The 13,280-nt window shown below is 64.4% G+C and carries 15 protein-coding genes; 8 read left to right on the top strand and 7 right to left on the bottom strand.

Annotated elements, in window-relative coordinates; translation table 11 throughout:
- Window positions 1–2 precede the first annotated feature (2 nt).
- Window positions 3–326 carry a DUF1476 domain-containing protein gene (locus IVB40_RS12795; protein ID WP_247362456.1) on the bottom strand — a complete coding sequence of 108 codons (324 nt, stop codon included), beginning with the start codon at window positions 324–326 and terminating at the stop codon, window positions 3–5.
- A 309-nt stretch (window positions 327–635) separates the two neighbouring features.
- Here IVB40_RS12795 and purC point away from each other — a divergent pair, with 309 nt between their 5' ends.
- Window positions 636–1,403, top strand: a complete 768-nt coding sequence (gene purC / locus IVB40_RS12800) for a phosphoribosylaminoimidazolesuccinocarboxamide synthase (protein ID WP_171944915.1) — start codon at window positions 636–638, stop codon at window positions 1,401–1,403.
- 12 nt (window positions 1,404–1,415) lie between these two features.
- A complete protein-coding gene (gene purS / locus IVB40_RS12805) occupies window positions 1,416–1,658 on the top strand; it encodes a phosphoribosylformylglycinamidine synthase subunit PurS (protein ID WP_007602264.1) in 243 nt (80 codons plus the stop codon).
- Between the two features lie 10 nt (window positions 1,659–1,668).
- Here purS and IVB40_RS12810 read toward each other — a convergent pair whose 3' ends face one another.
- Window positions 1,669–2,685, bottom strand: a complete 1,017-nt coding sequence (locus tag IVB40_RS12810) for a magnesium and cobalt transport protein CorA (protein ID WP_247818984.1) — start codon at window positions 2,683–2,685, stop codon at window positions 1,669–1,671.
- A 165-nt stretch (window positions 2,686–2,850) separates the two neighbouring features.
- Between IVB40_RS12810 and purQ the strand changes: the two genes are divergently transcribed.
- A complete protein-coding gene (gene purQ, locus IVB40_RS12815) occupies window positions 2,851–3,552 on the top strand; it encodes a phosphoribosylformylglycinamidine synthase subunit PurQ (RefSeq protein ID WP_247818985.1) in 702 nt (233 codons plus the stop codon).
- Window positions 3,549–4,520: a tripartite tricarboxylate transporter substrate binding protein BugD gene (locus IVB40_RS12820; RefSeq protein WP_247818986.1), complete on the top strand. Its 972-nt coding sequence runs from the start codon at window positions 3,549–3,551 to the stop codon at window positions 4,518–4,520. The genes purQ and IVB40_RS12820 overlap by 4 nt, the downstream gene beginning before the upstream one ends.
- Window positions 4,521–4,523: 3 nt before the next feature.
- On the opposite strand, the gene IVB40_RS12825 is transcribed toward IVB40_RS12820, so the two are convergent.
- On the bottom strand, window positions 4,524–5,480 hold the full coding sequence (locus tag IVB40_RS12825; protein ID WP_247818987.1) for a DMT family transporter: 957 nt from the start codon (window positions 5,478–5,480) through the stop codon (window positions 4,524–4,526).
- A gap of 75 nt (window positions 5,481–5,555) precedes the next feature.
- Window positions 5,556–6,035, bottom strand: coding sequence for a PaaI family thioesterase (locus IVB40_RS12830; RefSeq protein ID WP_247459456.1), 480 nt, complete (start codon window positions 6,033–6,035; stop codon window positions 5,556–5,558).
- Window positions 6,036–6,218: 183 nt separating this feature from the next.
- On the opposite strand from IVB40_RS12830, the gene purL reads away from it, so the two are divergent.
- On the top strand, window positions 6,219–8,429 hold the full coding sequence (gene purL, locus IVB40_RS12835) for a phosphoribosylformylglycinamidine synthase subunit PurL (protein ID WP_247818988.1): 2,211 nt from the start codon (window positions 6,219–6,221) through the stop codon (window positions 8,427–8,429).
- Between the two features lie 124 nt (window positions 8,430–8,553).
- Here the strand turns inward: purL and IVB40_RS12840 are convergent, their stop codons facing one another.
- Window positions 8,554–9,732 (bottom strand): acyltransferase, encoded by a 1,179-nt coding sequence (locus IVB40_RS12840; RefSeq protein WP_247819529.1) that lies wholly within the window; start codon window positions 9,730–9,732, stop codon window positions 8,554–8,556.
- 190 nt (window positions 9,733–9,922) lie between these two features.
- Here IVB40_RS12840 and IVB40_RS12845 point away from each other — a divergent pair, with 190 nt between their 5' ends.
- The gene (locus tag IVB40_RS12845) at window positions 9,923–10,096 is read left to right on the top strand and encodes a DUF1328 domain-containing protein (RefSeq protein ID WP_007602280.1); all 174 of its coding nucleotides are present in this window, start codon (window positions 9,923–9,925) and stop codon (window positions 10,094–10,096) included.
- 136 nt (window positions 10,097–10,232) lie between these two features.
- Here IVB40_RS12845 and IVB40_RS12850 read toward each other — a convergent pair whose 3' ends face one another.
- Entirely contained in the window at window positions 10,233–10,592 is a 360-nt protein-coding gene (locus tag IVB40_RS12850; RefSeq protein ID WP_027567668.1) for a DUF427 domain-containing protein, read from the bottom strand.
- Between the two features lie 211 nt (window positions 10,593–10,803).
- On the opposite strand from IVB40_RS12850, the gene IVB40_RS12855 reads away from it, so the two are divergent.
- Window positions 10,804–11,040: a BolA family transcriptional regulator gene (locus IVB40_RS12855; protein ID WP_007602284.1), complete on the top strand. Its 237-nt coding sequence runs from the start codon at window positions 10,804–10,806 to the stop codon at window positions 11,038–11,040.
- Window positions 11,041–11,064: 24 nt separating this feature from the next.
- Window positions 11,065–12,258, top strand: coding sequence for a low temperature requirement protein A (locus tag IVB40_RS12860; protein WP_247819530.1), 1,194 nt, complete (start codon window positions 11,065–11,067; stop codon window positions 12,256–12,258).
- A gap of 25 nt (window positions 12,259–12,283) precedes the next feature.
- Here IVB40_RS12860 and egtD read toward each other — a convergent pair whose 3' ends face one another.
- Window positions 12,284–13,255: an L-histidine N(alpha)-methyltransferase gene (gene egtD, locus IVB40_RS12865; RefSeq protein ID WP_247818989.1), complete on the bottom strand. Its 972-nt coding sequence runs from the start codon at window positions 13,253–13,255 to the stop codon at window positions 12,284–12,286.
- Window positions 13,256–13,280: the final 25 nt, after the last annotated feature.

Below are 13,280 nucleotides of genomic sequence, written 5' to 3' on the forward strand. Positions count from 1 at the left end.
CCTTACTTCCCGGCTTTCACCTCGGCCGCCGCCACCGCGATCAGCTCGTTCATCTTGGCGCGAATCACCTGTTCGGTGACGGCGACGTTCTTGGCGGCGAAATCGGCCATGACCTTGCGCAGGACGTCGGCGTCGCCGGCTTCCTCGAAATCGGCCGCGACCACCTCCTTGGCATAGGCCGTGGCGGCATCGCCGGTGATGCCGAGCTTTTCGGCCGCCCACAGACCGAGCAGCCGGTTGCGGCGGGCTTCCGCCTTGAATTTCTGCTCCTCGTCGAGGGCAAACTTCTTCTCGAAGCCTTCCTCGCGCTTGTCCAACGTGCTCATGCCTTTTCCAATTCCCTGCTGAATGGACCCGGCTGGCCCTCGTTGCGAGAGCCCCGGTGCATGCCTAGATAGGGGGCACGAATCGGCAAAACAACGAGCCGTTAAGCCGCAGGCAAGACGGTATAAGTTTGATGCCGGACGGCCGGATCGATTGTGCTGGGACGGCCAATCGGATAGGTTGCCTAAGGCTGGGTTCCCGTTCTGTTTCCAGGGGTTCCGGGCCGTTCACGGCAGCTCCGCTGTGGGTCGTAGTCTCGTCAACCGGAGCACACCAGATACATGGATTTCAACAAAACACGGTACATCCCCATGAGCCGTCGGCGTCGCATTTATGAAGGCAAGGCAAAGGTTCTTTACGAAGGCCCGGAGCCCGGTACCCTGATCCAGCACTTCAAGGATGACGCCACCGCGTTCAATGCGAAAAAGCATCAGGTGATCGAGGGCAAGGGTGTCCTCAACAACCGGATCTCGGAGTACCTGTTTCAGCACCTCAATGACATCGGGGTGCCGACCCATTTCATCCGCCGCCTCAACATGCGCGAGCAGTTGATTCGCGAAGTCGAGATCGTGCCGCTGGAAGTGGTGGTGCGGAACGTTGCCGCCGGTTCGCTGTCGCAGCGCCTCGGCATCGAGGAGGGCACGCAGCTGCCCCGCTCGATCATCGAGTTCTACTACAAGAACGACCAGCTCAACGACCCCATGGTGTCGGAAGAGCACATCACCGCTTTCGGGTGGGCGACACCGCAGGAGATCGACGACATCATGGCGCTTGCCATCCGTGTCAACGACTTCCTCACCGGTCTCTTCCTCGGCATCGGCATCCGCCTCGTCGACTTCAAGATGGAGTGCGGCCGGCTGTTCGAAAACGACATGATGCGGATCATCGTCGCCGACGAGATCTCGCCGGATAGCTGCCGTCTGTGGGACATCAAGTCGAACGAGAAGCTCGACAAGGACCGTTTCCGCAGGGATCTCGGTGGGCTGCTCGAGGCCTATACCGAAGTCGCCAAGCGTCTCGGCATTCTCATGGAGAACGAGCGTCCGGCCGGTTCCGGCCCGGTGCTGGTGAAGAGCTAAGAGGGATCTGACGTGAAGGCACGTGTCACCGTTACGTTGAAAACGGGCATCCTCGATCCGCAGGGTAAGGCGATCGAGGGTGCGTTGAAGTCGCTCGGCGTCGACGGCGTCGCCAGCGTTCGCCAAGGCAAGGTGTTCGACATCGAGCTCGCCGGCGCGGACAAGGCCAAGGCAGAGGCGGCGTTGAAGGACGCCGCCGACAAGCTGCTGGCGAACACCGTGATCGAGAATTATCGGGTCGAGCTGATCGGGTGAACGGGATGGCTCACAGCCATCCGACCCGACGAAAACGCCAGTACAGCGCGCCGCAGGCCGTCAGCATCACGCCGAGCAGCGCGTAATAGCCGTACTCCCAGTCCAGCTCCGGCATGTGCTTGAAGTTCATGCCGTAGATGCCGGCAAGCGCGGTCGGGATCGCGATGATCGCGAGCCAGGAGGCAAGTTTCTTGGAGACCGCCGTCTCCTGGGCCTGGCCGACCAGCAGGCTTGCTTCGAAGGCGAAGGCCAGCACCTCGCGCATTGAATCGATCCGCTCCTGGATGTTCCTGACGTGGTCGGTGACGTCGCGGAACAGCGGCTGCATCGTAGCGCGCACCATCGCCAGTTCGTCATGCTCGAGCCGGCGGCAGACCTCCACCAGCGGTCCGATGGCAGTCCTGAGCCGCAGCAGGTCGCGGCGCAGCATGTAGAGCCGCTCGATCTGCGCCTTGCTGATTGCCTTGGAGAGCACGTCGTCCTCGATGCTCTCGACCTCTTCGTGAATGCTCTCGAGCACGGGCGAGTAGTTGTCGACGATGAAATCGAGGATGGCGTAGAGGATGTAGTCCTCGCCGCGCGCGAGCGCGCGCGGGCAGCTTTCGCAGCGTTCGCGCACCGGCGTGTAGGACGTCGACGCGCCGTGGCGCACCGAGACCAGATAGCCTTCGCCGACGAAGATGTGCGTCTCGCCGAAGGCGATCCGGCCCTCGATCAGTTGCGCCGTGCGCGCCACGATGAACAGGGCCTCGCCATATTGCTCGATCTTCGGTCGCTGATGGGCGTGGTTGGCGTCCTCGATGGCGAGCTCGTGCAGGTCGAACTGCTTCTGCACCGCGCTGAGCAGCGCCATGTCGGGCTCGTGCAGCCCGATCCAGACCACGTGGCCGGGTTTCGCCCGCCAGCTCGAAGCCTCGCTGATGGCGATATTGGCGACGCGCCGGCCGTCGACATAGGCACCGGCGGCGATGACGCCCTCGGTGGACACCGGCTCGGAGAGGGATGCGGGCAGCGAGGGGACATTCATGGCTTTAATCCCGGGCGAATCGATCGGCCGAATGGCGGGCTATGGCCTGTGCACAACGCTCGCGGGCAAGGCTAGCACTGGTAAAATCCCCGTCAAATGGTTATGTCTGCTGCCGATTTGGCAGACGTGCCAGCCCCATTTTAATCCTCGTTCGGAACCTCTGCCATGAAAGCCGCCATCCTCGTCTTTCCCGGAATCAACCGCGAGCGCGACATGGCGCGTGCCTTGAGGCTGATCTCGGGCAGCGAGCCCGCGATGGTCTGGCATGCCGAGACGTCGCTACCTGATGGCACCGACCTCGTGGTGGTGCCCGGCGGGTTCTCCTACGGCGATTATCTGCGCTGCGGCGCGATTGCGGCGCGGGCGCCGGTGATGGACGCGGTGCGCGACTATGCGGCCAGGGGCGGCCTCGTGCTCGGCGTCTGCAACGGCTTTCAGATCCTCTGCGAATCCGGCCTCTTGCCCGGCGTCCTGATGCGCAATGCGCGGCTGAAATTCATCTGCCATGACGTGCATCTCCGCGTCGAGCGCTCCGACACGCCGTTCACACGCGGCTACAATGCGGGGCAGGTGATCCGCGTGCCCATCGCGCATGGCGAGGGCAATTATGCGGCGGACGCGGAGACCATCAAGCGGCTCGAAGGCGACGGTCGCGTGCTGTACCGCTATTGCTCGGCCGACGGCGCGATCGACGACATCAGCAACATCAATGGCGCCGCGCAATCCATTGCCGGCATCGTCAACGACAAGGGCAACGTGCTCGGCATGATGCCGCATCCGGAAAACCACGTCGAAGACATCATGGGCTGCACCGACGGCCGCGGACTGTTCGCCGGCCTCACCGCGCATCTGGAAAAGGCCGCGTGATTGCGTTCGTGCTGAAGCGGCTGGCGGCCGCTGTCGCCGTCGTTGCATTCGCGACGACCGCGTTCGCGCAGGACTTCCCCAAGCGTCCCGTCACCATGATCGTGCCGTTCGCGGCCGGCGGCACGTCCGACGTGATCGCGCGCACCGTTGCCGAGCAGATGGGCATCGCGCTCGGCCAGACCATCGTGATCGAGAACGTCGCCGGCGCCGGCGGCTCGACCGCACTGGCGCGCGCCTCCCGCGCCGAGCCCGACGGCTACACCATTGCGATCGGCAATGCCGGCACCAACGCCGCGACCTATACGATTTATCCAAAGCTGCCGTTCACGCCGGACTCCTTCGTACCGATCGCCATGGTGGCGAAGACGTTCGGCATCATCGCCGTGCGCAAGGATTTTCCGGCAAAGGACCTGAAGGAGTTCATCGCCTACGCCAAGGCCAATCCCGGCAAGATCAATCTCGGCCATGCCGGCGTCGGCTCTTCGAACTACCTGATCTGCAAGAGCTTCGTCACGGCCGCCGGGATCGACGCGACGCTGGTCGGCTATCGCGGCGCCGCGCCCGCGCTCACCGATGCGATCGGCGGCCAGATCGACGGCGTCTGCGATGCGGCAGCCTCCGTGTCGCAGTCGATCAACGAGAAGCTGGCACGCGGGCTCGTGTTCGGCTCGACCGTGCGGCTCGCGACATTGCCGGACCTGCCGACGTCGGCCGAAGCCGGCCTGCCCGAATTCGAGGCGCAGGGCTGGAACGGCCTGTTCGCGCCCAAGGGGACTCCGCTGGCGGTCATGGCCAGGCTGAATGCAGCTGCACGCACGGCGGTCGAAACCGACGCGGTGAAGAAGCGGTTCGCGGACCTCTCGACCGTGGCACCCGATGCCGACGAGCACACGCCCGAGGTGCTGCAAAAACTTGTGACTCGCGACGTCGAGAAGTACCGCAAGATGCTGGCTGACGACGCCAAGTAATAGCTAGCGTCGTTTCCGCCGCTCCGGCGGCACCGTCATCGCGGCAACGCCCGCCATGACCAGCACCAGGCCCAGCACCAGGTTCGACGGCACGCTCTCGCCGAGCAGCAGCACGGAGAGGCCGACGCCGATCGGGATGCGCAGATAGCCTTGCGCGTTCGTCGTCAGCGTGCCGAGCCGTCCCAGGCACATGTAGAACAGCATCAGCCCCAAGGCGCTGGAGACGATCCCCATGATGATGGTGGCTATGATCGCCGTCGGCGTCGGGTGCAGCGTCCAGGGCTGGTCGATGATCAGCGAAGGCGGCAGCAGCACGAGACCGCCGAACAGCAGCGAACCGGCCGCCACCACCATCGGGTCGTATTCGGACAGCCGCAGGCCGAAGATCGTGGCACAGGCAAAGGAGATGGTGGCGAGCAGGATGGCGATCTCCGCCACGATCTCGCTACCGAAGCCGCGCAGCGCATCGAGGCCGACGATGACGATGGTGCCGGCAAGGCCGAGGAGCGCGCCCAAGAGCTTCAGCAGCGTTGCCGGCTCGTGGCGCGTGATCAACGAGGTGATCAGGAAGGCGAAGATCGGCGTGGTCGAGGCCAGCACCACCGTGTTCGAGGCCGGCACATAGAGCTGCGACCACGTGATGATCAGGAACGGGAAGGTCGAGTTGATCAATTGCTGGACCGAGAACAGCTTCCAGGCCTTCGCATCGGTCGGGATCCTGACGCCGCGCATCCACAGGATCGCGAACAGGAAGGCGGCCGCGATCAGCGAGCGCGCCGAGATGAAGGTCACGGGCGGAATCGTGTCCAGCGCGAGCTTGGCCAGCGGATAGGTTGAGCTCCAGCAGCAGGCGAGCGCGACCAGCAGCGCATAGTCGCGCCAGTTGCGCGCGCCTGTGGCGGGCATGGACGCCAATTGCGAGGCCGTGGCGCGAGCCGTCGGCGGTGTGCTCTGCGGCACCTTGATATTGCTCCCCGGCGCGACAGCGCTGGACACAAGTCTGGGCGAGGGAACGCCAAAAGGGAAGGCGGCGAGCTATGCGTTTGGCTGCGGTGCCGGCTTCCGCTTCACCCGCTTGATCGTGCCGGAGAAGGTGAACAGCGGCCGCCCGCCCGATGTCAGCTTGCCGCGCAGGAAGATCAGCGAGCCGCCGGCGCGGGAGACCTCGCCGACGCATTCGATCAGCTCGCCTTCGCGCGCCGCGTCGAGGAAGTCGCAGGCGAAATTGGTGGTCACCGCCGGCCCATCCAGTTCGTGGGTGGCGATCGCGAACAGGCAGTAGTCGGAAAACGCCATGAAGCAGCCGCCATGGACGTTTCCCGAGCCGTTGAGGTGCTTTTTCTCGACCCGGAACGCCGAGCGGACGCTGCCGTCGTCCTCGATCTTGTGCCAGAACGGGCCGATATGGCTCTCAAAACTGTCGCGAATCCAGGTTCGCCAGCCCTGGAATTCCCCATCGGTGGCGACGTGGAGGTCGGGGCGGCGAGGCGGGGGCGCTTTGGTCAATTCGTGCAAGGAAATGGGCCTTCAATTGCGGGTCGTTTGCCCTTAAATCCGATCTGTCCGCGCTGTGCAATTCCTGTTCCCGCAGCCCCCGGCCGCAAAACGTGGGACAGCGGGAAAATGCGCCATAAAGGGCTTTTCCAAGCCGTCCGATGTTCCTAAGAACGGCCCACCGCCGTCGAAAGCCTCGAATCCATGAAGAACGAACCCAAGATCACCCCCGAGCTGATTGCCGCCCACGGGCTCAAGCCCGACGAGTATGAGCGCATTCTGAAGCTGATCGGGCGGGAGCCGACCTTCACCGAGCTCGGCATCTTCTCGGCGATGTGGAACGAGCACTGCTCGTACAAATCCTCGCGCCTCCATCTGAAGGGTCTGCCGACCAAGGCGCCCTGGGTGATCCAGGGTCCTGGCGAGAACGCCGGCGTGATCGACATTGGCGACGGCCAGGCCGTGGTCTTCAAGATGGAGAGCCACAACCACCCGAGCTACATCGAGCCGTACCAGGGCGCCACCACCGGCGTCGGCGGCATCTTGCGCGACGTCTTCACCATGGGCGCGCGTCCGATCGCCTGCCTCAACGCGCTGAGTTTTGGCGCGCCCGAACATGCCAGAACCAGGCATCTCGTCTCCGGCGTCGTCGCCGGGGTCGGCGGCTACGGCAACTCCTTCGGCGTTCCGACGGTCGGCGGCCAGGTCCGTTTCCATACCCGCTATGACGGCAACATCCTCGTCAACGCGATGGCGGTCGGCCTCGCCGATACCGACAAGATCTTCTATGCGGCCGCTTCCGGCGTGAATATGCCGATCGTCTATCTCGGCTCCAAGACCGGCCGCGACGGCATCCACGGCGCCTCGATGGCTTCGGCCGAGTTCGACGACAAGTCCGAAGAGAAGCGTCCGACCGTGCAGGTCGGCGATCCCTTCGCCGAGAAGCTGCTGTTAGAGGCTTGTCTCGAGATCATGGAGAAGGGCTGCGTCATCGCGATCCAGGACATGGGCGCGGCGGGACTGACGTGTTCGGCGGTCGAGATGGGCGCCAAGGGCGATCTCGGCGTCGATCTCGATCTCGATGCGGTGCCGACGCGCGAGATCGGCATGAGCGCCTACGAGATGATGCTCTCGGAGAGCCAGGAGCGCATGCTCATGGTGCTCAAGCCCGAGAAGGAGAGGGAGGCCGAGGCGATCTTCAAGAAGTGGGGCCTCGATTTCGCCGTGGTCGGCTACACCACGCCGAGCAAGCGCTTCGTGGTCAAGCATGGCGGTGACGTCATGGCCGATTTGCCGATCAAGGAGCTCGGCGACGAGGCGCCGCTCTATGACCGCCCGCATGTCCCCTCGGCCGCGCTGCCGGTCGTGCATGCGCGCGAAGTGGCGGCGCCGATGGGTCTCGGTGCCGCGCTCGAAAAGCTGATCGGCACGCCCGACATGTGCAGCAAGCGCTGGGTCTGGGAGCAGTACGACCACGTCATTCTCGGCAACACCATGCAGCGTCCCGGCGGCGATGCCGCCGTGGTCCGCGTGCAGGACGGCCCGAAGGGCTTGGCGCTGACTGTCGACGTGACGCCGCGCTATTGCGAGGCCGATCCCTATCAGGGCGGCATGCAGGCCGTGGCGGAAGCCTGGCGCAACATCACTGCGGTCGGCGGCAAGCCGCTCGCGATCACCGACAATCTCAATTTCGGCAACCCCGAGCGGCCCGAGATCATGGGCCAGTTCGTCGGCTGCCTGAAGGGCATCTCGGAAGCCTGCCGCACGCTCGACTTCCCGGTCGTCTCAGGCAATGTCTCGCTCTACAACGAGACCAACGGCCGCGCGATCCTGCCGACGCCTTCGATCGGCGGCGTCGGTTTGCTCGATGACTTCACCAAATCAGCCTCGCTCGCGTTCAAGGCCGAAGGCGAGGCGATCCTCCTGATCGGCGAAACTCACGGCTGGCTCGGCCAGTCGGTTTACCTGCGCGACATCTGCGGTCGCGAGGAGGGCGCGCCGCCGCCGGTCGATCTCGCCGCCGAGAAGCGCAACGGCGACTGCGTGCGCGGCATGATCCATGCGGGCACCGCGACCGCCGTGCACGATCTCTCCGACGGCGGCCTGCTGATCGCTCTTGCCGAGATGGCGATGGCGAGCGGTATCGGCGCCAAACTGCTCGCGGCGCCAACCTCGTTGGTGCCTCAGGCCTATTGGTTCGGCGAGGACCAGGCGCGCTATCTCGTCATCGTGCCTGAAACCGAGGCCGGCCGCGTGCTCGCCAAGATGCGCGGCTGCGAGGTGCCCTGCGTGCGGATCGGCACCACCGGCGGCGACGCGATCGCGATCGCGGGCGAGGCGCCTGTAACGATCGAGGCACTGCGGACCTCGTTCGAGCGCTGGCTGCCGGAGTATATGGGCGGCAAGGCGGCGTAGGACGCGCTTCCGCAAACTCCGTCATTGCGAGCGCAGCGAAGCAATCCAGAGCCTCACCGCCGAGGCACTCTGGATTGCTTCGTCGCAAGAGCTCCTCGCAATGAGGAATGGAAAGAGCTCGGCCTCACAACACGTGCGAGGCCCCCGGAATTTTCCGTAAGCCCGCCGTCAGTCCCCAGCTCAGGATCACCGTGAGCACGAAGCCGATCGCGGCTTTCACGATCGCAGGCCAGCTGTAATCGAACAGCGCGTACTGAATCCACAGCGCGATCGGGTAGTGCACCAGGAAGATGCCGTAGGCATCCGCCTGCATGCGGTCGAGCAGGTTCGGTCCCGGCGACTTCTGGTGCAGGAAGAAGGCGAGGATCGCGAGCAGGATCGAGCCTGAGAACAGCACGAAGAACGTGCCGTAGATCGCCTGGTACCAGTGCGGCTGTGGGTCGGGATTACCGAGAACTTCGCGCTTGATGTAGATCATGCCCCACATCAGGCAGTAGGGGATCAGCGTGGCGATCACCCACAGCCAGCGCTGTTTCGGCAACTGGCCGCCGGCGCTGAGGATGCCGCGCTCGAAATTCGCGGCTCCAACGCTGACGCCGATGAAGAAATAGGCGAAGTAGAGCAGGATGCGGCTGGCCTGCACCGAGAACGGCCCGAGCTCGAACCATTTGCTGCCGCCGAAATAGAGCAGCGCCGGCACGTAGGCGATTGTCGTGACGACGACGAGCAGCAGCCAGAATACGGCCGGCTGGTCGAATCCGCGCAGCGACACGCGGTTGCCCGGATCGACCAGATGCGCGGAGACCCGGTAGAGCAGGCTTGCGGTCAGGTCGAATGCCAGCAGCACCCACACGAACCAGATCGGGCCGCTCGGCCACGGGCCAACCGTGATCGTCTTCCACCAGAATGCCGTGAAGCTCAGCCCGGGATCGTGCCGCAGCGCGATCGCGTAATAGGCGAGCGGGATGACGGTGAACGCCGCGATCGCGAACGGCAGTCCGAGCCGCAACAGGCGGTCGCGGAGAAAGACCGACGGCGCCTTGCGCGCGATGCCGGGCCAGGTGAACAGTCCCGACAGGAAGAAGAACATCGCCATGAAGAAGCTGTCGGTGGCCAGCACGACCACGTCGAAACCGGCCCAGGACGCCGGATCGGTGTGCCCGAAATAGGTGTAGGGAATGACGGCGTGGTGCAGCAGCACCACCAGCGTGAGGAAGGTGCGGGCGCGATCGAGCGACAGATTGCGCGCCTTGGCCTTCGGCGCCGCATGCGCCTCTGCTCCGATCGTCGCTGAATGTGACATCGTCATCGTGGCCGCCCCGGTCGCGCTTTCCGTCCCAGCGGGACTTTGCCGCCGGGAACCGGATTCAGCAAGGGTCGTTTGGGACGCCCGCAGGGCCCGCTGCCGCTAGGAACCAGTTCCCTGCGACGCAGTTAGCGTTCGCCAAAAGGGCTTGAGGGCCGCGACAGGCGGCACAATTTCGGAGCTGGCGATGACGATCCTGAAATGGGCGCTGATCTTCTTACTTGTCTCGATCGTGGCCGGCGTGCTCGGCTTCACCGGCATTTCGGCCGCCTCCGCCGACATCGCCCGCTTCCTGTTCTACGTGTTCGTCGCGATTTTCCTGGTGCTGCTGATCCTGGGGCTCACGATATTCAGGGCGTAGCGGGGCTCGCGTCGGCATTCCCAGTCGTCGTGCCCGGGCTTGCCCCGGGCATGCATCCACGTTTTTTGTATCCGCGGCAGCCAAGGGCGTGGATGGCCGGGACGAGCCCGGCCATGACGGCAGGCCCTATGTGGGCTTACCCCACTTCCTCGATCTTCACCTTGTCCGGATAGAAGGCGAGGTGACCGGAAATCTCGGTCATCGCGGGGAATGGCGCCTCATAGGTCCAGATCGCGTTATCCAGCGTCTTGCCGTCAGCCTTGACGCTGTAGTAGCTCGCATCCCCCTTGTAGGGGCAGTGGGTGACGCGGTCGGTGCGCTCCAGCAGCGCCATGTTGGCGTCCTGTCGCGGCACATATTGCACCGCCGGATATTTCGCCTCTTTCAGCGTCAGCGCCTTGGTGGTCTCGGCGATCACGATATCGCCGGCCGTGACCCGGACGCGCCGGGGATTTGGGGTGATGGTGATGGGGTGGTCGGGCCCAGGAAGCTTCATGATTTCACGCCTTTTCGATCACTCTGCCGCGCGCGGCACTTTGTCGTGGCTTTATCCAGAACGGATCACCGATATAGTGCCGGAAGGCGTGACGTAGAAGGCCGTTCACGCTAAGTTTGGCCCCGCCGGCAAGTTTGGCTTTGCAGATCCCGGACCCCGGCAGCGATTCGACGACAAGGCTGATTGCAGCCGAGACAGGAGCACGACCCGAATGCCAATGGACGCCCACGATATCGAGGCGATGATCAAGGCGGCGATCCCCGATGCCGAGGTGACCATCCGTGACCTCGCCGGGGACGGCGATCACTATGCCGCGACCGTGATCTCGGAGACCTTCCGCGGCAAGTCCCGCGTCCAGCAGCACCAGATCGTCTATCAGTCCCTGCGCGGCCAGATGGGCGGCGTGTTGCATGCGCTGGCGCTGCAAACCGGGGTGCCGGGCGCCTGATCCGATCGTGACGGGGGCATGACGATGGCTGCGGACAATCCTCGCGGCGCGATGTTTCGCGTCATCCTGCCGAACCAGCACAGCCGCGTCACCAATGCCGAGCTGTTCTTCGACCTGGTCTTCGTTTTCGCGATCACGCAGGTCTCGCACACACTGCTGCACCATTTCACGCCACTCGGTGCGATGCACGTCGCGGTGCTGTTTCTCGCGGTATGGTGGGTGTGGGTCTACACCGCCTGGGTCACCAACTGGCTCGATCCCGAACTGACGCCGGTCCGGATCCTGATCTTCCTGATGATGCTGGGTGGCCTCGTGCTGTCCACGACGATCCCGACCGCGTTTGAGGGGCGGGGCCTGTGGTTCGCGATCGCCTACGCAACGATGCAGGTCGGGCGCACCGCCTTCTGGATGTTTGCGACTCCGCGCCACCGAACGGCCGTCCGGCACAATGCGATCCGCATCCTGACATGGCTCTCGGTTTCCGCGATCTTCTGGATCCTCGGCGGCCTCGCCCATGACGAGGTGCGGCTATGGTTCTGGATCGTGGCGCTGACGATCGAATACATCTCGCCGGCACTGCGCTTCTGGGTCCCCAAGCTGGGCTTCTCGTCGGTCGAGGCCTGGGCCGTCGAAGGCGGCCACATGGCCGAGCGCTGCTCGCTCTTCGTCATCATCGCGCTCGGCGAGGCCGTCGTCGTCAACGGCGCCACCTTTGCCGAGCTGGACTGGACCGCAGACAACATTTTGGCCTTCGTCTCCGCGCTGGTCGGCAGCATCGCGATGTGGTGGGTCTATTTCCACAAGGGCGCCGAGGCCGGCGCCGAGCGCATCTCGAAATCCGCCGAATCCGGCCGGTTGGCGCGGCTCGCCTACACCTATCTGCACATGCCGATCGTCGCCGGCATCATCCTGACCGCGGTCTCCGACGAGCTGGTGCTGAAGCATCCGGTCGGGCATTCCGATATCAGGATCATCGTGAGCACGATCGGCGGTCCCTTGCTGTTCCTGGTCGGCACCATCCTGTTCAAGCATGCGATCCGCGGCTTCCTCCAGCTCTCGCACGGCATCGGCATCATTCTGCTTCTGGTGCTGTCGTGGTTCGCCGCCGAACTGTCCCCGCTATGGCTGTCGGTCGCCGCGACGGTGATCATGATCGTCGTTGCGGTGTGGGAGTCGGTCTCCCTGGGATCGACGCCGGAACAAGCCGAGGAGCATTGAGCCGGCGCCATTGGCGCCGGAGCGCTTACTCCGCCGCCTCCAGCGCATGCACCGAGAACATCTTCGCGACATCCGTCCAGCTCTCGCGCACGCGCCAGCCTGCGCCCTGCGCCAGCGCGGCGAAGCGCTCGATGCTGTATTTGTAGCTGTTCTCGGTGTGGATGCTCTCGCCCGCGCGGAACGAAAAGCTGGTGCCGAGCAGGCGCACGGTCTGGCTCTTCTTGCTGATCAGGTGCATCTCGATGCGGTGCCGCTCGCGATTGTAGATCGCGCGATGGGTGAAGGCGGAGAGGTCGAAATTGCCGCCGAGTTCGCGATTGATCCGTACCAGCACATTGAGGTTGAAACGCGCGGTGACGCCGGCGGCATCGTTATAGGCGTCGTGGAGCAGGCGCTCCTCCTTCTCGAGGTCGGCGCCGATGATCATCTGCGCACCCCGGCCCAGGATAGCGCGAGCGCTCTTCAGGAACGCCTGCGCTTCATGCGGCTCGAAATTGCCGATGGTCGAGCCCGGGAAGAACCCGACCTTGGGCATGGTCGCCACCGCCTTGGGCAGCTCGAACGGCGTGGTGAAGTCGGCCGCCACCGGGTAGATGCCGAGTGACGGAAAATCCCGCTTCAGGCCGCTCGCCTGCGCCGTCAGGAAGTCGCCGGAGATGTCGACGGGCACATAGGCCGCGAACTTGCAGTGGTTGAGCAGCAGGCGAACCTTTGTGGTCGCGCCCGCGCCGAATTCGACGAGCGCCGCGTGCTCCGGAATGATCTTTGCGATCTCGCTGCCACGCTCCTTCAGGATCGCCAGCTCCGTGCGCGTCGGGTAATATTCCGGCAGCCGTGTGATCGCTTCGAACAATTCCGATCCGGCCGCATCGTAGAAATATTTCGGCGACAGCTTTTTGGGCTGCTGCGAGAGGTCCTCGATGGCCTCGCGGGCAAAGGCGGTGGTTTGTTCGTCGGGAAGATGGGCTTCGGCCAAAGCGCTGGCGTGCACATTCATGATACTCTCCTGAACGCGCTGTCCG

It is taken from the genome of Bradyrhizobium sp. 40 (genome assembly GCF_023100925.1).
In the GTDB taxonomy this organism is placed as follows: Bacteria; Pseudomonadota; Alphaproteobacteria; order Rhizobiales; family Xanthobacteraceae; genus Bradyrhizobium.

Bases quoted from the DNA above. Each gene is read 5' to 3' on its own strand.
- IVB40_RS12795 (WP_247362456.1), bottom strand. From the start codon at position 326: ATGAGCACGTTGGACAAGCGCGAGGAAGGCTTCGAGAAGAAGTTTGCC.
- IVB40_RS12850 (WP_027567668.1), bottom strand. From the start codon at position 10,592: ATGAAGCTTCCTGGGCCCGACCACCCCATCACCATCACCCCAAATCCC.
- purC (WP_171944915.1), top strand. From the start codon at position 636: ATGAGCCGTCGGCGTCGCATTTATGAAGGCAAGGCAAAGGTTCTTTAC.
- purQ (WP_247818985.1), top strand. From the start codon at position 2,851: ATGAAAGCCGCCATCCTCGTCTTTCCCGGAATCAACCGCGAGCGCGAC.
- IVB40_RS12855 (WP_007602284.1), top strand. From the start codon at position 10,804: ATGCCAATGGACGCCCACGATATCGAGGCGATGATCAAGGCGGCGATC.
- IVB40_RS12840 (WP_247819529.1), bottom strand. From the start codon at position 9,732: ATGTCACATTCAGCGACGATCGGAGCAGAGGCGCATGCGGCGCCGAAG.
- IVB40_RS12860 (WP_247819530.1), top strand. From the start codon at position 11,065: ATGGCTGCGGACAATCCTCGCGGCGCGATGTTTCGCGTCATCCTGCCG.
- egtD (WP_247818989.1), bottom strand. From the start codon at position 13,255: ATGAATGTGCACGCCAGCGCTTTGGCCGAAGCCCATCTTCCCGACGAA.
- IVB40_RS12810 (WP_247818984.1), bottom strand. From the start codon at position 2,685: ATGAATGTCCCCTCGCTGCCCGCATCCCTCTCCGAGCCGGTGTCCACC.
- purL (WP_247818988.1), top strand. From the start codon at position 6,219: ATGAAGAACGAACCCAAGATCACCCCCGAGCTGATTGCCGCCCACGGG.
- IVB40_RS12845 (WP_007602280.1), top strand. From the start codon at position 9,923: ATGACGATCCTGAAATGGGCGCTGATCTTCTTACTTGTCTCGATCGTG.